This is a genomic window from Acinetobacter sp. YH1901134 (assembly GCF_013416965.1).
GTDB classification, from domain to species: Bacteria; Pseudomonadota; Gammaproteobacteria; order Pseudomonadales; family Moraxellaceae; genus Acinetobacter; species Acinetobacter amyesii.
The window spans coordinates 63,675-86,320 of sequence record NZ_VPEW01000001.1; the positions used below are offsets into that span (position 1 = coordinate 63,675).

The following is a 22,646-nucleotide window of genomic DNA, read 5'->3' on the forward strand; positions in this document are numbered from 1 at the left end:
TTATCAAAATTTATAGCGGTCCGATCTACACTCTCAGGTTGAGGGTGTGGATAGAAGAGTCTATTACACAGGATATTTCGTATGGTCTTTGAGGTGATTGGTCCAATCTTTTTTCTTTTGGCCTTGGGATATCTGTCGGTAAAATGCAGTTTATTGAGCAAAGAACAAGTTGGAACCATTGGTGCATTTGTGATTAAAATTGCACTGCCGGCTTTGTTTTTTCAGTCATTAGCTTCTAAAGATTTGCATCAAATTTGGTATCCCGGCTATTTCTTTGTTTATACCGGAGTCACATTTTTGTTGTATGGCATGGCCTATTGGTTATTGTCGACACATTTTAAAAATAAAATGTCGCAAACAGCGGTACTGTCACTAGGCGCTGGCATGTCAAATACAGGTTTAATTGGTACAGCAGTCCTAAGCTTGTTGGTCGGTCAAAATGCGATGACCTATACCTCACTGATCGTCATTATTGAAAGTATGCTACTGATTCCAACGGTGCTGGTCCTTGCACATTTAGGAAGTTCACAGCAAAAAGCCAATATTGGCGACATCATCAAAAATACCTTAATGACCCTGTTAAAAAATCCACTCTTTGCAGGGGTAATGCTAGGGATTGGGTTTGCAATTTTCCAAATCCGTTTGCCTCATCAAATCAATGATGTACTGGCGATGTTAGGTCAAACGGCTTCACCACTGGCGCTGTTTGCAATTGGTGGTGGGATTGTCGGTATGAGCTTAAAGTATATGAATGCTCAGAGCTTCTATTTGGTGATTTCAAGCAACTTGGTGATGCCTTTACTGACTTATTTAGGCTTACGCTATTTGACCGATGTCAGCCAAGAGATGTTATATGCAGGGACGATTATTGCCGCATTACCGATGCCGACGATTTTTGCCATGCTAGGACAAGTTTATGACTTAAATGAAAAGACCTTAACGCCTTTATTGATGAGTACCATCTTGGGCTTTGTCGTAACAGGTGTATTAATCAGTTTGTGGTGGGCGTGATTTTGATCAGCTCAAGATTTGCTTAAACCCATGAAAAAAGCCCTGCATGTGCAGGGCTTTTTTTAATGCTCAATTAACTCTTTTTCGCATTGGCTTTTGGCGCTTTGGCTTGTTCAGCAATCATTTTATCCACGGTTGCTAAAGATTCTTTGGCTTGTGGAATATTTTCTTTGGCTAAAGCGCTAAATATTTTTTTAGCTTCAGGCAAATTTTGCGGGATGATATTGCCATTTACAAACATATTGCCCACCGCCATCAATGCAGGGACATAGCCTTTTTTTGCTAATTCTTGAATGCTATTCAGACCTTGCTGAATAGGCTTTTCATTTTTAGCTTTAAAGCCAGCACTGATGTCATAAAGCGCTTTGGCATGAATCGCAGGGTAATTGCCTTTTTTAATCAGCGGATCAAGTTTGCTGAGTGCCAATTTATCTGACTCAGGTTTATTTTCTGCAAAAAGTAAAATGGCATAGTCGATGGAGGCATCGTCAAACCCTGCCGAAGATGCGCGTTCTAAATATTGTTTGGCCTTGTTGGTATCTTGTTTTAAGCCCAGTGTGCCCGTTGCATAATTTTTACCTAAAACATAGTTTGCAACTGGGTACCCTTTGGCTGCAGCCTGTTCATAGAGTTGGATGGCTTTTTTCTCATCCTTCGCTACGCCTTGACCTGTTTGAGTAAGATAGCCCAAATTATAAATAGCCTGAGCATTACCTTTTGCTGCAAGCTTGCTCAGTGTTTGGTAGGCGCCATTCATATCTTTGGCCTTGACCATAGCTTCCACTTTAGCAAATTCAGGATCGACGGCATCTGTTTTGGTTTCAGCAAAAGCGAATTGAGCGCTCATTGCCAAAATGCTTGCGAGTAGGATTTTTTTCATCTTAAAACCTTTTGTAAATCATACACATAATTCCGTTTATGTGTTTTGGTGGTTATTTTTGTCGGTTTTTACATCATAGGTAGATTTACGTAAATGTAAAGTGAGGAATTGTGATTTAAAGCGTTTTTATAAAATAATGTTGATTGCCCTTAGCGCTTTAAATGCCATGACTTTATTGCATCAAAAGCCTTTGCAAAAAAGCAGGACTCTGATTTAATCGCGCATTGTTATTTTCTCAGAGGCAGCGCGATGTTTATTAAAGGCATTAAACGCAATTACGATAAAATTAATGCAGATGAATCGATTGCAGATGAAGATAAAATCGATGCGCTTTTGATGAAACTGGGCGCAGAGTTTTTAGTTAGTAAAGAGGATCGTGTTTATATTTTCAAAAAAGGCGATTTAGAAGCTAAATTTGATGCCAAACATGCGCGCGCCTATCATTTTAAAGAATATGTATGCAAAGACATGAATAAGTTGTTTCATGGATTTTGATTAAAATCATGATTTAAAAACGAAGAAGTGAGGGGGAATAAATTTCCTCCTTATTTTTGTTTGTTGTGTACTGTAACAGCGTATGTGATTTAAAAATCCTTTATTTTCAAAAGTATAATATTTTCTAAAAATATAAATTGAATAAAATAGATACAAGACATCTATGATGAATACAGATATACATGATTCATTGAGATGTATTTAAATATGATAAAAATAAATGCCATCTTGATCCTTAGTTTCGTTTGTTCAATGACCAGTTGGGCTCAACAACCCAAGCTTGTACCTCATCCAATCCATTTAAAAAATGGCAAGCAGTTTTCATTAAATTTGCCTGCAAATTTCGAGATCATTCCTGCTGCTGAAGGTCTCAAACGGGTACGCTTTTTTTCGCAAGCGCCTGATCGCAGAATGCTTGTCACGGATATGTATGACCTAACAGATAATAAAAAAGGTACTGTATATATATTGGATGATTGGAATGCTGACACCGGTAAATTTGGCAAAATCATTCCTTATCTGACCGGTTTGAGAAATCCAAATTCAGTTCAGTTTTATCCCGATGCTCAAGGACAGGATTGGCTCTATTTGGCGGAAACGGACCAACTGACACGGCAAAAATTTAGTAGAGGAGAAACTCAGCCTTCGAGTAAGGCTGAAGTTTTAGCGACATTTCCAGATTATGGTTTGAGTTATAAATACGGTGGTTGGCATCTGACGCGGACGATTGCTATCGGTGGAAATGGAAAAATCTATGTGTCGGTTGGCTCGAGTTGTAACGCCTGTGTAGAAAAAGAAAAAGTGCGAGCATCCGTCATCGAGATGAATCCTGATGGTTCAGAGCAACGGATTTATGCGACAGGTTTGCGTAATGCAGTTGGATTAAAATGGATCGGTAGATTTCTATTTGCGACCAATCAAGGTTCTGATCATTTGGGAAGTAAAAAGCCTGATGAAACTTTTTATGCGTTAAAGCGGGATGCCGATTATGGCTGGCCCGCATGTTATTCATGGCAGGGCAAAGTATTAGCGGATCCTAAATTTAAACGTGCATCTGGCTGTAAAAATGTTCCATCGCCCTATACTTATTTCCCTTCGCATTCATCTGCATTGGGTTTTGATTATTTTGATGACCCCCATACTGATACCGCCATTAAAAATGCATTTTTAGTAGCCTTGCATGGCTCTACCGATGAGGCGATTGGTCATGGCTATCAAATTGCAATGATGCGTAAAGGACAAAAACTTGAAACCTTTATGGATGGTTTTTTATTCGGTAAAACGGTAATTGGGCGGCCTGCAGATATTTATAAGATCGATAAAAAATCTTTTTATTTTTCGGATGATCGGGCAGGGGTGATTTATTATGTGAGGGAAAAAATGAGTGATAAAAAGCCAAAGTTTTTAGGCTTTGGCTTTGAGTGCTTAGGGATGGTCAGAAGATTTAGATGGTCAGACCTGATGTCCGAATTCTAGTTTATATACGGTCAAAAATGGCTAATCATAGCGTTTCAGTTCTAAGTCTTCATTCTTGAAATGGGCAATCGAAATATGATTATTTGCTGCAATATTCTTAAAGCGTAACCATAGAAAAAATTCAATAAGATTGATTCCAATTCCCCAAAAAGATGTATTTAAGAGGGTGAGTTGGGTGTCGTAGGCAACATGAAACTCGAAGCCTGTGCTACTGAAGCCAAAAGAGCTTTGCATAAAGAGAAAAAAGCCAGTTGTTACTTTTGGATAGTAAATGACTAAGGGTGTGATAATAATCGGGACAAGGCTTAAGCTGATCCAAAACAGTATTTTCAAGCCTAGAACATCTCTTTTCCAATATTTGATAGCGCCCATTAGCATGAAAAAGAGTTGGGCATACAGTACAAGAATAATAATCAAAACAAGTAGAGATAGCTGAATTGAAAGCAATTGATTGCCGAGTATGACCATGCCTAGAAGGGCAAAAATTCCGTAATAAAGGGCAATGATCTTGTGCTTTGGGTCTTGAAATTGTGTCTGATGCATCGTTATATAGTTTATTGTTAAAATTCGGAGTGCATTTTAGTTTAAAAATAGTCAAATTAACATGATGAATTTTAAAATTTAAAACTTAGATTTATTATAAAAGAAGATAGCTAAATGTAGCTATCTTCTGAATTTATTTAAGCTGACTGCGGACGTGCCACATCACCATTCAAAGCTTCAGGCAAGGCTAAAACAGTTACATCTAACTCTTCTAAAGCTTCTGGACGAGCAACAACCAATGCTACATAACCATTATCTACAGCCGCGCTATTGACGACTTGTACGCCTTTATTCAGCTGTTCGCCTTGTGCAGGAGCAGCGCCTGTACCTGAAATCGCATGCAACCAAGCTTTCGGTTTGGCTTTAAACCATAAACGTGCAATCACTTCCTGACCCAAATAACAGCCTTTGTCATAGTGGACGCCTTCACGCTGATGTAGACGTAACTCTTGCGGTTGGAACACATGTTCAATCGCTTGGTCAATATAGGCCTGACCCGCTTGAATGGCTTGAACTTCCCATGCTGCAATATCCGTCGGCGCTGAAGCAAAAGTCGTGTCATCACCGACTAAACTTGGAAAAACTGTACCAGTTTCTTCAAGTTTCATCTTAGAAAATGCACCATATTTTTTAATATGTTTGGCAAATTCTTCGGCTTGATCTGCTGTAGTGACAATAGAAAAACTTTCAGCACTGTGTTTGGTGAGCCATAAACCAAAATGAATACGGCCTTTGAGGTCGCAGATTGCGGTATAACGTGTTGCATTTTCTTCAAGGCGTTCAACATGCAAAGTCACTTGCCCTTGTAAAAATTTTTGTGCATCGACACCGTTGAGAGAAAAAGATGTGAATGCCATAGACGTTGTCATGACCAGCCTCAGTATAAATTTTAGATATCATTAATCATGTTATTTTGCAGCAAGCCGCAGTGTTAGGCAAACAAAAAGCCCATATTGATATGGGCTTTTGTACAGCAGAGATCTGTCTTAGTGATTGTGTGTCGGCATATCGCTTGCAGTCATATCCATAGTGGAATGATGTGAAGGCGGTTCACTATTACAATCATATTGATCGCCACAAATACGCACGGTTTCCATCATGCCTTGATCTTCATGGTCTAAAATATGGCAGTGCAGCACAAAGTCGCCTTCAAATTTTTCGTATTTACTGCGTACAAAGATTTTATAGCCCTGTTTGACGAAGAGCGTATCTTTCCAAACGCCTTTCATTCCATGATATTGCGAGTCAATATTTCCTGCACCATCTTTATCTGAGCTGCCGATCGCACTGACATCGACACCATTTTCATTCAATATTTTCACGACTTGGAATGGATTGACATGAATATGGAAGGGATGACTGGCAACATTACTGCTTAACTCCCACTCTTGAGTTTGCCCGATTGGAAGCTTGCGGACATAGCTATGGTGGGTATGGTCTTCATCATGGTAGGCATCGCCAAAGCTGATCAAGGTACCTTCTTCGGCATGACGAATACCAAATTTAAAGCTGCCATCTGTATTGAACAGAATGTCAAAGTTGGTGATTTGCTTCGCCATCGTTTTGAGCATTTCATCGACTTCAGCAGTCATTAAACTCGCATGCGAGATAAAGGCTGATAAATCACCCTGTTCGAGCTGTGCAATCACTTCTGGTGCCAGTTTTAGTTGGGTGGCCTGACTTTTTAAGAAGTTAAACGGCGTTTGCTGCGGTAGTTGAGTTGCTTGCACATTGACCCAACCGAGGAGCTGTGTATTGAGTTTTTCTTCTGGTGCGCGACGAAGTAATGGACTTGATTCAGGCGCATTAATTTCATCTTCCAGATTCAGCTTGGCATCGTATACACAGTATTTATTGGTGGTCGGGAAGGAGAGCATGGCATCAAAGCGATAACCCGGTTGAAAAATTTCAACCCCTTGCTTTTGGATTTTTCCCATGGTCAAGCCGTCTTGTGCATGGGTATACAACGGTAATGTTTTCAGCGTTTTAAACTGTGAAGACATCGACTTGCTTTGATACTTTTGACATTCGCTCAGGGTTTGCTCTGCGGTAAAGAGCGCAGAATCAGGTAGTTCTTTGATGGTCAAAGCAATGGTGTCACGGATACCGCCGTGAATCATGCGCCAGCGGTGGTATTGGTTCTGATCCACCTTAATTTCACCAAACATTTTGCCATTGATACTGGTAAAACGATTTTCATCCGCCCATGAGGTTGGTATATCGAGTTTTGAATAATCTTCTAAGCTATAGATGCAGGGTGTACCATTCACTTGGCTTAAATTGCTGTCGCAATCTTCATTGTATTGAATCTGCTGGAACAGCATGATTTTTTCATGGTCATACTGCTGGGTTTTTTGATTTTTCCATAAGATGTCCAAATCTCCAGTCTGCTGAATTTGCCCCTGACGAATGACAGGTTTCCGCTCTCCCTCAATAATCAAAGGGCCAGCCATGCCACTTGAGACCTGAATCGCGGTTGAACCATGCACATGCGAGTGATACCAAAATGTTCCCGCAGGATGATTCGGTTCGATCTTAAATTCGTAATGAAAATCTTGCTGAGGTTTTAAGCTCAAAAATACGTTGTCACTATTTCCTTGCGGGCTAACCCAAAGACCATGTGTATGTAAATTTGTGGTGTTAAAACAGTTCCCTTGGTTAATATTGGTCACTGGACTTGGACAGGTCTCCGTCGATTCAACAGGGAGGTGATTGACCAGATGAATTTTTAAATTGTCACCTTGTTTCGCACGAATTTGTGGGCCGACCAGTACATCAGAGACACTGCCATCGCTATTTTTCGAGTTCCATAGTTCAGGTTTAGTCAGATAGCCTCTGACCTGTAATAGGTCATTTTCACCGGTTTCAGGGTCGTATAAGGCTTGGCGTTTATACGCTATCAGCAGTTCATGTTCACCTTGTGCATTGGCTTTCAAACGTGGTGGATTCGAGACGACAGTCGGTGAGTCTACTTCCTCTTCTTGAATCGTCGAATCTGTTGTCGATTGGTCGTTGTCGCCACAGGCAATGAAGCTGAGACAGCTTAAGAGGCAGCCAGCCCCAATGATGGTTTTAAATTTTGTCATGATCTTTCCCCAAAGCATAATGACGGTAGAACAGTAATCGCAGATTTATTTAGCTAAGGTTTTGTAAATATTGTGATTATTTTGGCGAATACAGTGAATTACTGTGCTTGTATGTCGTGCTTTTATTATCTGAGAGAGGGGTGATTCGACGCTATCCCTGCAAATAGGGATAAATTGAGAATTAAGATAAAATAAATAATAAAACCGTGTTTTGATTCACATTATGACTTTGAGGCACAATGAGCTAATAAAATAATTTAATGCCTTGATTATTAAATACTAAAATTGATAAGACTGATTTTTAATCAATTTGGTTGATATTTAGATTAAATATTATGCAGTGCAATTTTCCTTAGACTAAAGAATGAGGCAGATTTGCAGCTATTTTTCAAAAAAATTCACATTTAGAGCGAATATTCCAAAGTTAGTGTAACTAAATATTTCAAAAACCCCTGTTTTTATATTTAACTCTATGAAATATATGAGATTTGGGAAATGGGTTTTCGGCAGTGTAGTATGCCTATCGAACAAAGATGAATTGTCTATGAAAAAGACAACGCAAAAAAATGAAAGACCGAGGGCAGGAACGCTATGAACAACAACTACCGTAAACCGCTGCAAGGCACCCAGCTAGAATACTTCGATGTACGCCAAGCCGTAGAAGATATTCAGCCAGGCGCATACGCAAAACTCCCATATACATCTAAAGTCCTTGCAGAGCAGTTGGTTCGTAAATGCGACCCTGCAATCTTAGAACAGTCTTTAAAAGAACTGATTAACCGCAAACAAGACCACGATTTCCCTTGGTACCCTGCACGTGTGGTGTGCCATGACATCCTCGGCCAAACCGCATTGGTTGACCTTGCAGGCTTGCGTGATGCGATTGCTGACCAAGGTGGCGACCCGTCAAAAGTCAATCCTGTTGTTCCAACGCAGCTGATTGTTGACCATTCTCTAGCTGTAGAGTTTGGCGGTTTTGATCCTGATGCATTTGAGAAAAACCGCGCGATTGAAGACCGTCGTAACGAAGACCGTTTCCATTTCATTGAATGGACCAAAACAGCATTTGAAAATGTCGATGTGATCCCTGCGGGTAACGGTATCATGCATCAAATCAACTTGGAGAAAATGTCTCCAGTGATTCAAAACCGTGATGGTCTGGCATTTCCTGATACCTGCGTGGGTACAGACTCACATACGCCGCATACTGATGCATTGGGTGTAATTTCTGTTGGTGTCGGAGGACTCGAAGCTGAAAATGTGATGCTTGGCCGAGCATCTTGGATGCGTCTGCCAGACATCATTGGTGTAGAGCTTGTCGGTCAGCGTAAAGCAGGCATCACCGCAACTGACATCGTATTGGCTTTAACTGAATTCTTGCGTAAAGAACGTGTGGTTGGTGCTTATTTAGAGTTCTTCGGTGAAGGTGCAGACAGCATGTCTGTAGGTGACCGTGCAACGATCTCGAATATGACCCCTGAATATGGTGCAACGGCTGCGATGTTCTACATTGACCAAAACACCATTGATTACCTGACATTGACAGGCCGTGAAGCGGATCAAGTGAAATTGGTTGAAACCTATGCCAAAGAAATTGGTCTTTGGGCGTCGGATATGACAGCGGCAGAATACCCGCGTGTACTACGTTTTGATTTATCACAAGTCACTCGTAATATTGCAGGTCCATCGAATCCACATGCACGTGTATCAACGGCTGACTTAAAAGCGAAAGGCATTGCAGGTAACTTAGAAGCGGCTAAAGCTCAGGAAGCTGAAGGTTTAATGCCTGATGGCGCAATCATCATTGCAGCAATCACCTCATGTACAAACACTTCTAACCCACGTAATACCGTGGCAGCAGGCTTACTTGCACGTAAAGCTAATGAGTTAGGACTTGTGCGTAAACCTTGGGTGAAATCATCATTTGCACCAGGTTCTAAAGCAGCAGCTTTATACCTAGAAGAAGCAGGTGTACTCGGTGATTTAGAAAAGCTGGGTTTTGGTATCGTGGCATATGCATGTACCACGTGTAATGGTATGTCAGGTGCTTTAGATCCAAAAATTCAACAAGAAATTATTGATCGTGATTTGTACGCAACTGCGGTACTTTCAGGTAACCGTAACTTTGACGGCCGTATCCATCCTTATGCAAAACAAGCGTTCTTGGCTTCGCCTCCACTCGTTGTGGCGTATGCCATTGCAGGGACGATTCGTTTTGATATCGAAACTGATTCACTCGGCAATGACAAAGACGGTAATCCAATTTACTTAAAAGACATTTGGCCGTCTGATGCTGAAATTGATGCGTTGGTAAAAGAAGCGGTGAAGCCTGAACAGTTTAAGAAAGTGTATATCCCAATGTTTGACCTGGGTGAGCGTGAAAAAGCGGCAAGCCCACTATACGACTGGCGTCCGCAAAGTACTTATATCCGCCGTCCGCCGTATTGGGAAGGGGCTTTGGCTGCACCGCGTACACTTGCGAATATGCGTCCGCTTGCGATTCTGCCTGACAACATCACCACAGACCATTTATCGCCATCGAATGCGATCATGATGGATTCGGCTGCGGGTGAGTACCTGCATAAAATGGGCGTGCCAGAAGAAGACTTTAACTCATACGCAACCCACCGTGGTGACCATTTGACGGCACAGCGTGCAACATTTGCCAACCCGAAATTGTTCAATGAAATGGTGGTTCGCTCTGACGGTACGATCAAGCAAGGTTCAAAAGCGCGTGTAGAGCCTGAAGGCGAAGTGATGCGTATGTGGGAAGCGATTGAAACTTATATGAACCGTAAGCAGCCGCTGATCATCATTGCAGGTAAGGACTACGGTCAAGGTTCGAGCCGTGACTGGGCTGCCAAAGGTGTGCGCCTTGCGGGTGTAGAAGTAATTGTGGCAGAAGGTTTTGAGCGTATTCACCGTACTAACTTGGTCGGTATGGGCGTGTTACCGCTTGAGTTTAAAGCAGGGACTGACCGTAAAACTTTGAAGCTGGATGGTACTGAGCTTTATAGCGTGATTGGTAATATTGCACCGCGTTCTGATTTAACTTTAGTGATTGAACGTTCTACGACTGATGGCAAAAATGAAATCATTAAAGTGCCTGTGACTTGCCGTTTGGATACTGAAGAAGAAGTTCATGTGTATGAAGCGGGTGGTGTGTTGCAGCGCTTTGCACAGGACTTTTTGGAAGGGAATGTGGCTTAATGTAATTCTTTAAATCCACCCCAGCCCCTCTTTTATAAAGAGGGGTTAGGGGAGATTAAAGTTATTGATATTGTTTAAAAAAGACCCTACATTTATGTGGGGTTTTTCTTGCTTAATTTCGGGGGATTTTAATGCATCGTATTACAGAAATTAAAATTAATAATTTTAGATCATGTAAAGAGACTATTTTAAAATTAGAATCGTTTACAGCATTAGTAGGATATAACAATGCTGGTAAGTCCAATTTATTAAAATGCATAGATATTCTTGTGAGAGGGAAAGCGCAAGATGAGAGTAGCTTTTATGATTGCAGTAAACCTATACAAATAATTGCTTTATTAGATGGATTGAATGAGCAAAGTTTGGCTCATTTATCTGAAACACAATTTAAAAGCTTAGAACCATATTTAGACGATGAAAAAATAAGAATTAGATTTTTACAAGAAAGACCTGGTGCAGGTAAAAATGCAGTAGTAATGGGGGTACAACTTCCGAATCAAAATGATGATGAGTGGAACAATCCGAATGGATTACCGCAAGCAATAACAACTTTATTCCCTGAGCCAACTTTTATAAATTCTATGGAAGATTCAGCTGAAGATGTTTCAAAATTTAAAGCAGGTAATACAATTGGAAAATTAATAGCCATTTTACAAAAAGAAATTATAGCAACAAAAGTAGATGTAATTAATGATGCATTAAAGGTAATTGGTTCAAAACTTAATGTTGATGGTGAGGAAAGATTAAAAGACTTTGAGGAGTTTGATAATTCTATAAACAATAAAATAGAAGATTTTTTCCCGGGGTTAAAATTGAATATAGATATTCCAACGCCTGATGTTAATGATTTATTTAAACAAGGAAAGATAAAAGTAACTGAAGAAGGAAATCATAGGAAAACTGATTTTAGTGATATGGGGCATGGAGCTCAAAGAGCTATCCAAATGACATTAATTAGGCATTTAGCTGAAATCACAAAAGATGTTTCTAAAGAGGGAAAAACAAATCTATTACTGATTGATGAACCTGAATTATTTTTACACCCTCAAGCAATTGAATTATTAAGAGCATCTTTGAAAAGTCTTTCAAAAAAAGGCTATCAAGTGGTATTTACAACTCATTCGCCATTTATGATTGAACATGATGATATTCCTTATACAAATATTGTAAGAAAAGATGCAAATGGAACTAGAGTTGAAGTTCGGTTAAAAGAGGCTATAACTAAGGTTTTAAATACTCATGATGCACAAGCAAGATTATTATTTGAAACTTATAATTTAGGTCAAATTTTATTTTCTGACACTGTGCTAATCGCAGAAGGAGAGACCGAAAAACAAGTTCTTCCAGCATTAATAAAAAAAGTTACAGGTAAGTCTTTGGGTGAGCTGAAACTAGCTTTAGTTATAGCAAATGGTTCACAAAGTATTTCAGGTATGATTAATATTTTAAAAGAAATGAATATTCCAGTGAAAGCATTAGCTGATTTGGATTTTGCTTTTTCAGCTCAAAAGTTTCATCTAATTGATAAAGATAATCACAATATAAGTAAATGCCTTGATATTGTTAGTGAAATACAGCCAATTCATGGTTTTAAATTGAATGGTCGTTATCCATCAGGAGGTGATGGATTTAAAGCGGCTGAAATTTATGAGCTTTTAGCCCAACAACCAAATGCACATGAACCGATTGAGAAGTTAAGAAAGCATTTCATAACACATTCGATTTGGTTGTGGAGGTCGGGTGCAATAGAACCGCATCTTTGTCTTGAAACAAAAAAAACTAATGAATGGTATAAGTTTAAACAGGATTTGGATGAGAAAAGCCTAGAAGAAGTCGTACTAGATCCAACTCACATTAATGAATTTACAAGTTGGTGTATCCAAAAATAATTAAGAATTTCATATAGATTAATATTTTCATTCTAATTTAATATAAGGAGTGTTTGAAATTAAGATACAGCCAAAATTTCCAATCGAAATTATGCTTTGCCTAAATGCCATTATCAATTGTCGAAATGACCAATAGACATTCATCACAAGAGAGTTATACTGAATCTACCATTTCTAAAAACACATGGAGAACAAAAATGGTTACTGCTGGTCAAAAACCCGGAACAGGCTTCTATTTTTGTGTTCAATGCGGACACCGCGTCTACTTAGAAATTGGTACTGATCGTTTACCACCGTGTACCAAATGCCAAGGCAATCAATTTAACAATAAGAATGCCTAAGCTGCAAAACACTAACAGTTATCCGCTGTTTAGAAAGAAAAGCCCTATCACTCGATAGGGCTTTTTGCTAACGTATAACACAGCATACATAAAAACAAATTGTACGTTTGACCATTCGGAGAAGCCCATGGAAACAATATTAGGACTGTGTATTGGTATTGGCTTAAGTGCTGCCTGTGGCTTCCGTGTCTTTGTACCTTTATTAGTGATGAGTGTTGCTTCAATTTTAGGACTATTCGAACCGATGAAAGGATTCGAATGGTTGTCTATGCCTGCAGTATGTATCGGCTTAGCAATTGCGACGGTTTGTGAAATCGCCGCATACTATATTCCTTGGGTAGATAATGCCCTCGACACCATTTCAACACCTGCAGCCATGATTGCAGGGACCATCGCCACAATGGCAGTAAGCTCAGGTGAAATGTCACAGTTTGCCAGTTGGGCGGCAGCAATTATTGTCGGTGGTGGTACAGCAACAGCAGTGCAAATGAGTACCGTCGCTGCGCGTGGCGTATCTACCGCAACCACAGGTGGCGTTGCAAATCCGATCTTATCTACAGGGGAATGGATTGGCGCTGCAGTCTTGTCAGTATTGGCCTTTTTAGTCCCATTTTTCGTGGTGATCTTAGTGATTGCAATCGTGATCTGGTTGGTTCGCCGCATTCGCCAAAAACGAACTGTACAGGTCGATACCCCTTTATAAACCAATCAACATTTCACTCTAAAATGAATCCATCTTTTAGAGTGAATGATCTGCATTTTGTTTAATAAATATAAAAATAAAAATCCGAAACCGAGTTTTTCAGCGTTTGATAAAGATTATTAAAATTATAAGAAGTGATACAAAAAAATGAACAATCAGAGGAATTTAAAAGGTTTGGGCGGGTGGCTTATTGTGTTGGGGATAAAAATTTTCCTATCAGTACTATTGCTTTCATTTAATATTTATAGCCTATATCAACTTTTTCAAAATGAGGCGTTAAGTCAAATAAGTGATCAAAAATCGGAACTTTATTATCCAACTCTGATGTATTTACTCTATATAGAAAGCATCTTAAATATTGTATTTTTCTTACTTTCAGTTTGTGCTGTCTACTTATTTTTTAGTAAGCATCTTTACTTTCCAACATTCTATATTGCGTTTATGGCAAGTTTTTTATTGGTACAGTTATGTGATAGTGCCATTTTGAGTGTGCTATTCACTGATAAAAATGCATTTGATACAGAGACCATCATGCAGTTAGCGACGAGTACTATGGGTTGTCTGATTTGGACGCCGTATTTGTTGATGTCAGTTCGAGTGAAAAATACCTTTACTCAACATTCAAAGCACTCGGCTTAAGCGAAAAAAATACTATCGAGCAATCGCACCTATCCGTCCTAAAAGAGCACATCATTATGCGTTTAAGTCATCCAAGAGACGGCTAAAAAAATCTTTAAATACCGATTGATTTTTGAACAATAAAGGCATAATTTTATTATGTGATTATAAATCACATAATTTTTATATGGATTTATTAATCTTTTGAATTTTATAAAAAATAATGAGGGGAATGGTAGATGATTAAATTTATAGTGGATGAAAATGCCTTAACGAATGGCTCGCATTTAATTCACAATGGTACGCAGGGGTGCATAGACATGCCGCAATTTGACCAGCAAATATTGATTGGTTATTTTGCCAATTTCGAACTCGCTTATAAGCGTGCACGAATGAGCTGGCCAACAGAAAAAGTTGTTGGTTGCGATAAATGCTGTAGTCAAAGCTAGAAATTCAACATGCATTAACCTTGAAATAACGCTGTATATCCAAGAAAAATGGCGCAGAAATTGCTCACTAAAGCAGGTAATCGCGTTATGAATAGGATATGCAGCATGACCACAGAAACCATCCGTTCTACAAAATATCCAGCACAGGCACATGCCTATGCAGCATGGCCTTTGATCCTGATCATCATTGGTGGTGCGATTGGACTGGTATATGCTGTGATTGCTTATTTGATCAATCTCAAAATATATGCATCAGACCTCAGTCGAATGAATAAAATTTTGGCCAATTTACTTTGTGGTATGGCGGCATATAGTGGTTGGTGGTTTAGCGCACAGTGGGTACAAAGCTATTTAGCTCAATGACCAATCATGCGTTGAAAAGATCAACCCTAATATCTGCAGAACATGGATAGGCTTAGAGCTCTACTCAAAGGGCGGAGTTTTGTATGAAGTTAAGGGATGAATGTTCAGCGGCGATATATTTTTAAATTTGACGCTGTGCTTGGACGTTTTGTCTGTTGTAAAAGAAAATTTTCTTATAATTGGGTAAATCTGCAGATAAAAAACGCTGAAATGAGCTGAAAAGATAAAATATCCTGCTAAACCTAAAATGGCTGAAAAAATTTGCTGAATTTGTAGAAAATTAGAAAAACTTAGGAAATTAATCCCGATCCTCTTTGGTTAAAGTATATCTCAAGGGTGTGATAGAGATTGAAAAGAGTAGCATGCTGTCAGTGGTGCAAAACACGTGTACAGTACTCACCCAAAAGGTCTCGATTCAGCTTAGGACGCTATAAACCAGAAGTTTATAGGCTATAAGATCATGACTTACAAAGTGATGATAGTTGAAGTAAACAATATTGTTTTCTCTTATACCACCCCAAAAATTTAAGCCAAAATAAAAAAGAATAATGAATCATTACTCCTTTAATCCGCATAAAACAAACCACACCCGTTTAATCACCATAAGCTTAAAGATCATCAGGCATCTCCCGTAAAAATAGTCCTAAGCCAAGTGTTAAATCTGAACGAATTTCATTTTCATCGCATTGAATAGCTTCTGTGCTTTTTGCTACTTTTTTCAAGCACACCTCAATTTTCAAATCTCGCTGTGGTATGCATTATTGACTCTTAATCCAGTTGGAGAACTCATTTCAATACAAGTTCTCATTGGTTAAAAGTCCTGTCTAGAATTCAAATGATCCCGATGGTTTGAGTGATAAACTATGGCGAAAATTCTCGGGAAAAGTCATTTATCAGATGGAAAAAATGCTAAAACATGATACAAGAAGAAAATATTTTCAATATATCTTTAAATGTGAAAAATATTTTTAAAATAAGTCAAAAACAGTAATTTTCAGGGAAACAATCCCTCATCGATACCACTACTATATATCTCAAGGGTGTGATAGAGATTGAAAAGAGTAGCATGCTGTCAGTGGTGCAAAACACGAGTACAGTACTCACCCAAAAGGTCTCGATTCAGCTTAGGACGCTATAAACCAGAAGTTTATAGGCTATAAGATCATGACTTACAAAGTGATGATAGTTGAAGTAAACAACACTGTTTTCTCTTACACCCTAAAAAATTTTTAAGAATTCAATCAATAATAAATCCTTCCATCTTTTTCAAAATTCCAAACTTCGCATTCATTCCAGACAAACTTTGATCACTGCTGATGTAATAAATATCACGCAGAACAACTCAAACTTAATCTAAGCTTCGGATTGTCCTTTTTCACAAAGTTGTTATGCTTAACTATCTAAATTTTAAATAATTTTATTATGGGTTATCTTGATCAATTGATACAGGATTGTCTGCAGGCACAGCAGACTAAAGCTGAGCGTATATTTGAGTTTTCAAGTTTTGATGATCTTACTCAACACGCACATTATATTTATGTGATACAGCAGGTTGGTGGCGATATACAGCAGACATATCAGGATTATGCCGCATTTAAGGCATTGAAAACCCATGCTTGCGCCAAGTTAAATCAACCCAATCACATTCTGTATGTCGGATCATCACGGACAGGTATAAAGAACCGTTTAAAACAACATCTAGGTCTTGGGCCTAAACAAACTTATGCCTTGCATTTGTCACAGTGGTTTCAGGGCAAATATCGCATCACACTACATCAGTATCCTTTAACCACAAGTGCAAGCATCTTACAGTTACTGGAGGATGATTTGTCTCATTCATTAGCACCAGCCTTTGGTAAATTGGGGAGCAATAATCGTTAGGGTTAGATCTGATCGGTTAAAGTCGATTGACAGCGAATTAGTCAGTTGTTATTTTGCCGACATTCTCTCAGTACACAGTCTATCCATGCCTTTAGATCCCAACTTTGTCTATGCGCCGCCTCAAGGTCCTCTACGTATTTTGTATGAAGATGCAGACTTGGTTGTCATCGAAAAACCGGCGGAATTGCTGTCGGTTCCGGGACGTTTGCCTGAGCATCATGACAGTGCCTATCTTCGTGTTTTGGAGCAGTATCCTGCTGCAAAAATTACCCATCGTTTAGACATGGCAACATCAGGCATTTTGATGTTTGCGAAACACCGCGATGCAGAAGTGGCGGTGAGTAAAATGTTCCAAGCGCGAACGGTTCAAAAGCAATATGTAGCTTTGGTTCAGGGCAAGCTAGAAGGTGAGGGCAGTGTTGAAGTGCCCCTCATTACGGACTGGGAAAATCGCCCACGTCAGATGGTGCATTTTGAATTAGGCAAACCTTCAAAAACCTTGTATCAAGCCATTAGCTATGACGCAAGCAAGGATATTAGCCGAGTATTATTAACACCAGTGACAGGGCGTTCTCATCAGCTACGTGTACACATGATGCATATTGGGCACCCAATTACAGGGGATCAACTGTATCACCCGAATGCCAAACAGAGCTCACTCGGACGGATGGCGTTACATGCTTGCGATCTGGCATTTACCCAGCCATTAACCCAACAAGCTGTTCATATTCATTGCGCGGCAGAATTTTAAAGCATATTCATGTGAATGCTCACTGTTCATAAAATCTGCTGTGTTGCATTGAAAATTTTATGCAGCTTAGCAAGCTAAGAAAAATTACAGCTTTAAATAGGTTTTTCTGCTTAAAAATAAATCATGATATACACTGTATCCCCAATTCTGGGGATATATAAATGATTTAAATATCTCTATAAAGTGTGTGAAATATTTACAAAGATTAATATTAAGTTTCTTTGTATCTTTTAGTAAATAAATAACATTTCTAAAGTTTTATTATATTTTCTAAAGAATATTGATTGATTGTTTTTTAATATGAAAATTTTTTATTAAATTGATTTAAAACAGTATTTTAGTTGAATTGTGTGCAAGTGTGTATTTGGTCAGATAAATACGGTTTTTTGCATTTGTTCTGCTAATATGAAATGAATTATAGATTTTAACTTTTGTAACTTAGGTTTTTTCTGGGGGGAATAAACTTAAATTATTGAAGCTTATTTTGAGGATTGGTAAATGATCAATATTGCTTTAATCGTCCTTATCATCCTATTAATTGTGGCTCTCCTTTTTGTATATAACCGCAAATTGAAAAATGATAAAACCCTACGTTCACTGCAGGAAAACTTCGATCGTGCGCGGTTAAAACTGGCTGAAACTGAGTCTCAGCAAGATGAACTGAATTATGAAATCAGTCAATTACGCATTCAAAACAGTGGCTTAAAAATCCAAGTCGATAAAGTAGCGAAATATCAACATATTGTGGATATTGAACAATATGTTGAGTATCGAACTTTACAGGCTGATGGTTTGGTGGAAGTCACCAAAGCCAATGCCGATATCATGTTGAATGATATTCGCGCACAGATCGAACAAGTGCGTCAGTATTTGAGCAAATATCAAGAAAAAGCTAAATCACAAATACAGGAACAAGCCCGTGCCGAGTTAAAGGGTTTGTATAGCCAAGCGCTGGATCAGCAGCATTTGGAAAACATTAACCGTGCTTTGGACAACAAAATACGGGGCTATCAGTCAGCATTCTTTTTACCTTTACAGAGTATTTTAGATCAGCTGATGGATGGCATGAATGAATCTGCGGCAAAGCAAAATTTGACTGCGGTACGTTGCAAAATGATTGATGCAATGGAGCAGCAATCGACTGCAAAATGTAATTATGTTGATGAAGAACGTCGTTTGGCTGCGATGCAATTATTTACATTGGTGTTTAATAGTCGTGCTGATTTGTATTTAGCCCAATTAAATACCAAAAACTTAGGTGAGTTATTGCAGGCTTTGGCGGATGATTTCACCTTGCTCAATGCGCATGGTGTACATTTTAGTCAGGCACGGGTACTCGACAGTTATCTACAATTACGCTTAGAAGAATTGAAAATGGCAGCTTTGGTTTTACATTTCAAAGAAACTCAGGCCAATATGGACGTTGTGGTTTAATTTGAATTGTTATAAGAAAGATCGCTTCGGCGGTCTTTTTTTATGATGAAAGAGATTTCGCTAATGCAAATTGCAACAATTATCCGTTAATCTAAGTCAACAGAATAAAATTCATAAACGATAAGGGAAAGTACAATGACTCGTGATTTTAAACAATTTCCAGATGATGATAATGGCAATGTGCTGTGGCAGATGCAGCAAGATGGTGACGATCTATCTGTGCCGCACGAAATCGAATATTCAATTGCCTTTTCGACTCAAGAGCAGGCTGAACAGTGTGCATTGTACTTATTGAAAGAAGAGCAAAAAATTTCATTGTTCCAAGATGAAGAATCAGATCGCGTGGAATGGATTATCACGGTCTATGTTTATATGGAACCTGATTATGAAGATATCGTTGATTTAGAGCAATGGTTTATTAAAATTGCGGAACAACATTCGGGCGAATATGACGGCTGGGGTTGTATGGCTTATATCTATGAAGATGATGATCTGGATGAAGATGAAGCACAATTGAGCTAAGTCTCACTATTGCATCTTTAGCAACAAGAACCCAGTGATTCAACTGGGTTTTTATTTTTTAAATTGTAGGGATGTTGGGTTAAGTATTTATTTTTAAACAGTTTAAATTTAAGTTAATATGAATGCAGCTCACAAAACATAACACGGCATTGCGTTAAAGTGATGGGATCAATCTGTAGGATTCGCTATAGTATTGAACAGCAATGACCTTTCTCGCACGTCTCAAAGCTGTTTCATTTAGAACGTTTCAGTATGATAAAAATTGACGATAAAGCGAGGGTGAATGCATGTGGATGATTCAGTGAAAACAATGACAAAAGGACATCATCATGAGCAATACTGTTCGATTACATCGTGTTTTTAGTGCGCCTGTAGAGCGCGTTTATCGTGCCTTTGTGGAGCCAGATGCTTTAGTTAAATGGATGGCACCGCATGGATTTACTGCCCATGTGGAACATTCTGATGTGCGTGTAGGTGGCTCGTACCGCATGTCGTTTCAAAATTTTTCAACGGGAACCACACACGCTTTCCATGGTGATTATCATGAAGTCGTGCCGAATCATTTACTGCGCTATACAGACCAATTTGATATGCCAGAGTTGGCCGGTGAAATCGAGGTCACTGTTGAGTTTAAAGCGGTATCAGTAGGAACCGAAGTGACGATTGTACAGGCAGGGTTGCCGAGCGTTATTCCACCTGATGCCTGTTATTTGGGTTGGCAGGAGTCTTTACAGTTGCTGGCTTTTTTAGTGAATCCAGCGATCCCCGATGAATAATCTGACGAATGATTGAAAAACTGCAAATAGGCGAAGGAGGGCTTAATGACTGTACACATTAAACGTATTTATGATGAGATAAGCCCAGATGACGGTAAACGCATATTGGTCGATCGCTTGTGGCCGCGTGGTATCAGTAAAGTGAGCGCAGAGCTAGATTTGTGGCCGAAGGCATTGACGCCATCTACAGATTTACGTCGTTGGTATCATCAAGATGAGGCAATGGCTTCTCGTTGGGTCGAGTTTAAGCAGCGCTATTTACAAGAAATACAGCCACATCAAGCCGAGTTGGAACAACTGCGGGCATGGGAAAAAGAGGAGCCAATAACCTTACTCACAGCGGCTAAACATACGGATAAAAATCATGCGCATATCTTAAAAGCGTTAATATTAAATACCTCATTAGAGATCTAAAATTTAAACCTTCAAGTGCTGTAGCGTTGTGAAATTTACGACCTTCACAAGGTGATTAAACCATACGAAATTTATGGTTTTTAAGTTTATGAAATACATAAAAATGTTATATTAAGTTTTTATGGATTTTTGCGTCCATCTTTTTTTGAGGTCTTTTATGTCTTTACCCAATTGTCCCCAATGTAATTCTGAATATACCTATAATGATGGTGATTTACTGATTTGTCCCGAATGTTCACATGAATGGCGTGAAGGCGAAAGCGCTGCAGATGAACAGTTAGTGATTAAAGACGCCAATGGCAATGTATTGACCGATGGTGACACGGTTACTGTGGTGAAAGACCTTAAAATTAAAGGCTCATCCTCAGTGGTGAAAGTTGGCACCAAAGTTAAAAATATCCGTCTTTTAGCCGATGCAACAGATGGTCATGACATTGATTGTAAAATTGATGGTATTGGGGCTATGAAACTCAAATCTGAATACGTGAAAAAAGTTTAAGTTTCGTTATTGTTCGCTTTAAAGCAATCTTCAATCATCCTAAGCGAAGGCCACACTTGGCTTGGGATGTCTACTTAAAGATGAAATAGATAACTAATCCGCTATAGATTTTATTTTTCAGCCTGCATAATAGACGCATTACGGGTTTGAAATGTCTTTACTATGCCGCATATTCATTTGGAATATTCCAATAACCTTGAGCTGGAGCCTCGTCCTTTACTTAAAGCGCTGAACGCTGCCTTATTTGAATCGGGTCATGTCAGTGCCATTAATGATATTAAGAGCCGAGCTGTCGCTCAGGAAGATTTTGTTGTGGGTTTGGATGAACACGCTCAACATGCGTATATGCATGCCAAAGTTTCATTATTGACGGGTAGAACGGTTGAAGTTCAAAAGCAAATTTCATTGTTGTTATTGGACGTGTTGAAACAACATGTCACAGCTTCAGCAGTAGAAGTGCAACTTTGTGTGGAAATATTAGAAATGAATAAAGCAACATATTCAAAGCAGATCGTCAGTCCTTAAGGCCTTTATTCAATGCGTTGAGTAATGCGCCTCTATTCACAAATACATCATGATGAAAGAATGATGAAATCCGACTTCGGTCGGATTATTTTTTATTGGAATTATTTATTGAAAATCATTTTCTTAGTGATTAAATTTTAAGCCTTGACACTGATCAAAAAAGACATTGAAAAATGTGACCGAGTTCATTTATATTCTGTAGATCAGGTTGAATTTCCAACAACAAATCCTGATCGAATAATAGATAAAACAATGAAAATGAAGGGGTAACATATGTCGGGATGGTACGAGATCAGTCATTCTAATGATCAGCAGTTTCGTTTTGTATCAAAAGCATGGAACGGTGAAATCATTTTAACGAGTGAATTATATAAAGTGTAAGCATCATCACAAAACGGGATTGAGTCTGTACAAAACAACAGCGCAGATGATAGTCGCTTTGAACGACTGAATGTTAATAATGGTAAACCATATTTCAATCTGAAAGCGGCAAACCATCATATTATTGGGATCAGCCAATTTTATGCCAGTGAGCAATCGCGCGATAAAGGCATTTAGTCAGTTAAAACCCATGGTGCGAATACCCAAATTAGAGAATTAACAGCTTAAATTTGAAACAACCTGATTAAGACAGCCAAAGCGAGATGAACAAACCTGAAGGCTCGTCAAAATCACAAGATCAAAAGCTATATGGTTCTCAGATAAGCGCTGTTAGGTTGGATGCTATTCAATCTAGATCAGGCTTATTTGACGGTACAAGGAAGTACCACAACTTCACTG

The 22,646-nt window shown here is 38.9% G+C and carries 22 protein-coding genes and 1 pseudogene; 19 read left to right on the plus strand and 4 right to left on the minus strand.

Translation table 11 applies throughout. From position 1 onward, the window contains the following. Positions 1–81: 81 nt before the first annotated feature. Positions 82–1,011 (plus strand): AEC family transporter, encoded by a 930-nt coding sequence (locus tag FTV50_RS00295; protein WP_180023121.1) that lies wholly within the window; start codon positions 82–84, stop codon positions 1,009–1,011. Between the two features lie 73 nt (positions 1,012–1,084). Here the strand turns inward: FTV50_RS00295 and FTV50_RS00300 are convergent, their stop codons facing one another. Then, a complete protein-coding gene (locus FTV50_RS00300; RefSeq protein ID WP_180023122.1) occupies positions 1,085–1,891 on the minus strand; it encodes a tetratricopeptide repeat protein in 807 nt (268 codons plus the stop codon). A gap of 249 nt (positions 1,892–2,140) precedes the next feature. On the opposite strand from FTV50_RS00300, the gene FTV50_RS00305 reads away from it, so the two are divergent. Both FTV50_RS00305 and FTV50_RS00310 read left to right on the plus strand, forming a co-directional pair. Then, positions 2,141–2,386, plus strand: coding sequence for a hypothetical protein (locus FTV50_RS00305; RefSeq protein ID WP_078191141.1), 246 nt, complete (start codon positions 2,141–2,143; stop codon positions 2,384–2,386). 207 nt (positions 2,387–2,593) lie between these two features. Continuing rightward, positions 2,594–3,862, plus strand: a complete 1,269-nt coding sequence (locus tag FTV50_RS00310) for a sorbosone dehydrogenase family protein (protein ID WP_180023253.1) — start codon at positions 2,594–2,596, stop codon at positions 3,860–3,862. A gap of 21 nt (positions 3,863–3,883) precedes the next feature. On the opposite strand, the gene FTV50_RS00315 is transcribed toward FTV50_RS00310, so the two are convergent. The 3 genes from FTV50_RS00315 to FTV50_RS00325 form a co-directional block, all read right to left on the minus strand. Further along, positions 3,884–4,405, minus strand: coding sequence for a hypothetical protein (locus tag FTV50_RS00315; protein ID WP_078191139.1), 522 nt, complete (start codon positions 4,403–4,405; stop codon positions 3,884–3,886). A 137-nt stretch (positions 4,406–4,542) separates the two neighbouring features. Next, positions 4,543–5,274 carry a folate-binding protein YgfZ gene (locus FTV50_RS00320; protein WP_257223835.1) on the minus strand — a complete coding sequence of 244 codons (732 nt, stop codon included), beginning with the start codon at positions 5,272–5,274 and terminating at the stop codon, positions 4,543–4,545. Positions 5,275–5,391: 117 nt separating this feature from the next. Continuing rightward, positions 5,392–7,491 carry a multicopper oxidase family protein gene (locus FTV50_RS00325; RefSeq protein ID WP_180023123.1) on the minus strand — a complete coding sequence of 700 codons (2,100 nt, stop codon included), beginning with the start codon at positions 7,489–7,491 and terminating at the stop codon, positions 5,392–5,394. Positions 7,492–8,082: 591 nt separating this feature from the next. Here FTV50_RS00325 and acnD point away from each other — a divergent pair. The 16 genes and pseudogenes from acnD (at position 8,083) to FTV50_RS00405 (ending at position 22,424) form a co-directional block, all read left to right on the plus strand. Then, complete coding sequence (gene acnD, locus FTV50_RS00330; RefSeq protein ID WP_180023124.1) at positions 8,083–10,701, plus strand: Fe/S-dependent 2-methylisocitrate dehydratase AcnD; 2,619 nt, start codon at positions 8,083–8,085, stop codon at positions 10,699–10,701. 131 nt (positions 10,702–10,832) lie between these two features. After that, complete coding sequence (locus FTV50_RS00335) at positions 10,833–12,590, plus strand: ATP-dependent endonuclease (RefSeq protein WP_180023125.1); 1,758 nt, start codon at positions 10,833–10,835, stop codon at positions 12,588–12,590. Positions 12,591–12,715: 125 nt separating this feature from the next. Continuing rightward, the gene (locus tag FTV50_RS00340) at positions 12,716–12,931 is read left to right on the plus strand and encodes a hypothetical protein (RefSeq protein ID WP_180009912.1); all 216 of its coding nucleotides are present in this window, start codon (positions 12,716–12,718) and stop codon (positions 12,929–12,931) included. A 127-nt stretch (positions 12,932–13,058) separates the two neighbouring features. Continuing rightward, positions 13,059–13,634, plus strand: a complete 576-nt coding sequence (locus FTV50_RS00345) for a DUF4126 domain-containing protein (RefSeq protein WP_111884815.1) — start codon at positions 13,059–13,061, stop codon at positions 13,632–13,634. Positions 13,635–13,781: 147 nt separating this feature from the next. Next, positions 13,782–14,273 (plus strand): DUF2569 domain-containing protein, encoded by a 492-nt coding sequence (locus FTV50_RS00350; RefSeq protein ID WP_180023126.1) that lies wholly within the window; start codon positions 13,782–13,784, stop codon positions 14,271–14,273. 218 nt (positions 14,274–14,491) lie between these two features. After that, positions 14,492–14,701 carry a hypothetical protein gene (locus FTV50_RS00355; RefSeq protein WP_180023127.1) on the plus strand — a complete coding sequence of 70 codons (210 nt, stop codon included), beginning with the start codon at positions 14,492–14,494 and terminating at the stop codon, positions 14,699–14,701. 105 nt (positions 14,702–14,806) lie between these two features. After that, a complete protein-coding gene (locus FTV50_RS00360; protein ID WP_180023128.1) occupies positions 14,807–15,064 on the plus strand; it encodes a hypothetical protein in 258 nt (85 codons plus the stop codon). A gap of 1,422 nt (positions 15,065–16,486) precedes the next feature. Then, the gene (locus tag FTV50_RS00365; protein WP_180023129.1) at positions 16,487–16,945 is read left to right on the plus strand and encodes a GIY-YIG nuclease family protein; all 459 of its coding nucleotides are present in this window, start codon (positions 16,487–16,489) and stop codon (positions 16,943–16,945) included. An 85-nt stretch (positions 16,946–17,030) separates the two neighbouring features. Further along, entirely contained in the window at positions 17,031–17,696 is a 666-nt protein-coding gene (locus FTV50_RS00370) for a pseudouridine synthase (RefSeq protein ID WP_078191125.1), read from the plus strand. A 498-nt stretch (positions 17,697–18,194) separates the two neighbouring features. Next, positions 18,195–19,130, plus strand: a complete 936-nt coding sequence (locus FTV50_RS00375) for a hypothetical protein (RefSeq protein ID WP_180023130.1) — start codon at positions 18,195–18,197, stop codon at positions 19,128–19,130. 135 nt (positions 19,131–19,265) lie between these two features. Beyond that, a complete protein-coding gene (locus FTV50_RS00380) occupies positions 19,266–19,652 on the plus strand; it encodes a ribonuclease E inhibitor RraB (RefSeq protein WP_078191123.1) in 387 nt (128 codons plus the stop codon). A 329-nt stretch (positions 19,653–19,981) separates the two neighbouring features. After that, on the plus strand, positions 19,982–20,428 hold the full coding sequence (locus FTV50_RS00385) for an SRPBCC family protein (RefSeq protein WP_078191122.1): 447 nt from the start codon (positions 19,982–19,984) through the stop codon (positions 20,426–20,428). Positions 20,429–20,473: 45 nt separating this feature from the next. After that, entirely contained in the window at positions 20,474–20,842 is a 369-nt protein-coding gene (locus tag FTV50_RS00390; protein ID WP_180023131.1) for a DUF488 domain-containing protein, read from the plus strand. A gap of 157 nt (positions 20,843–20,999) precedes the next feature. Next, on the plus strand, positions 21,000–21,341 hold the full coding sequence (locus FTV50_RS00395) for a zinc ribbon domain-containing protein YjdM (protein ID WP_180023132.1): 342 nt from the start codon (positions 21,000–21,002) through the stop codon (positions 21,339–21,341). 162 nt (positions 21,342–21,503) lie between these two features. After that, complete coding sequence (locus FTV50_RS00400; protein ID WP_078191119.1) at positions 21,504–21,866, plus strand: 5-carboxymethyl-2-hydroxymuconate Delta-isomerase; 363 nt, start codon at positions 21,504–21,506, stop codon at positions 21,864–21,866. Positions 21,867–22,139: 273 nt separating this feature from the next. Then, positions 22,140–22,424 (plus strand): annotated as a pseudogene (locus FTV50_RS00405) (YegP family protein). Positions 22,425–22,646 lie beyond the last annotated feature (222 nt).

Coding starts and splice junctions, on each gene's coding strand:
- FTV50_RS00295 (WP_180023121.1), top strand. CDS start 82: ATGGTCTTTGAGGTGATTGGTCCAATCTTTTTTCTTTTGGCCTTGGGA.
- FTV50_RS00300 (WP_180023122.1), bottom strand. CDS start 1,891: ATGAAAAAAATCCTACTCGCAAGCATTTTGGCAATGAGCGCTCAATTC.
- FTV50_RS00305 (WP_078191141.1), top strand. CDS start 2,141: ATGTTTATTAAAGGCATTAAACGCAATTACGATAAAATTAATGCAGAT.
- FTV50_RS00310 (WP_180023253.1), top strand. CDS start 2,594: ATGATAAAAATAAATGCCATCTTGATCCTTAGTTTCGTTTGTTCAATG.
- FTV50_RS00315 (WP_078191139.1), bottom strand. CDS start 4,405: ATGCATCAGACACAATTTCAAGACCCAAAGCACAAGATCATTGCCCTT.
- FTV50_RS00320 (WP_257223835.1), bottom strand. CDS start 5,274: ATGACAACGTCTATGGCATTCACATCTTTTTCTCTCAACGGTGTCGAT.
- FTV50_RS00325 (WP_180023123.1), bottom strand. CDS start 7,491: ATGACAAAATTTAAAACCATCATTGGGGCTGGCTGCCTCTTAAGCTGT.
- acnD (WP_180023124.1), top strand. CDS start 8,083: ATGAACAACAACTACCGTAAACCGCTGCAAGGCACCCAGCTAGAATAC.
- FTV50_RS00335 (WP_180023125.1), top strand. CDS start 10,833: ATGCATCGTATTACAGAAATTAAAATTAATAATTTTAGATCATGTAAA.
- FTV50_RS00340 (WP_180009912.1), top strand. CDS start 12,716: ATGACCAATAGACATTCATCACAAGAGAGTTATACTGAATCTACCATT.
- FTV50_RS00345 (WP_111884815.1), top strand. CDS start 13,059: ATGGAAACAATATTAGGACTGTGTATTGGTATTGGCTTAAGTGCTGCC.
- FTV50_RS00350 (WP_180023126.1), top strand. CDS start 13,782: ATGAACAATCAGAGGAATTTAAAAGGTTTGGGCGGGTGGCTTATTGTG.
- FTV50_RS00355 (WP_180023127.1), top strand. CDS start 14,492: ATGATTAAATTTATAGTGGATGAAAATGCCTTAACGAATGGCTCGCAT.
- FTV50_RS00360 (WP_180023128.1), top strand. CDS start 14,807: ATGACCACAGAAACCATCCGTTCTACAAAATATCCAGCACAGGCACAT.
- FTV50_RS00365 (WP_180023129.1), top strand. CDS start 16,487: ATGGGTTATCTTGATCAATTGATACAGGATTGTCTGCAGGCACAGCAG.
- FTV50_RS00370 (WP_078191125.1), top strand. CDS start 17,031: ATGCCTTTAGATCCCAACTTTGTCTATGCGCCGCCTCAAGGTCCTCTA.
- FTV50_RS00375 (WP_180023130.1), top strand. CDS start 18,195: ATGATCAATATTGCTTTAATCGTCCTTATCATCCTATTAATTGTGGCT.
- FTV50_RS00380 (WP_078191123.1), top strand. CDS start 19,266: ATGACTCGTGATTTTAAACAATTTCCAGATGATGATAATGGCAATGTG.
- FTV50_RS00385 (WP_078191122.1), top strand. CDS start 19,982: ATGAGCAATACTGTTCGATTACATCGTGTTTTTAGTGCGCCTGTAGAG.
- FTV50_RS00390 (WP_180023131.1), top strand. CDS start 20,474: ATGACTGTACACATTAAACGTATTTATGATGAGATAAGCCCAGATGAC.
- FTV50_RS00395 (WP_180023132.1), top strand. CDS start 21,000: ATGTCTTTACCCAATTGTCCCCAATGTAATTCTGAATATACCTATAAT.
- FTV50_RS00400 (WP_078191119.1), top strand. CDS start 21,504: ATGCCGCATATTCATTTGGAATATTCCAATAACCTTGAGCTGGAGCCT.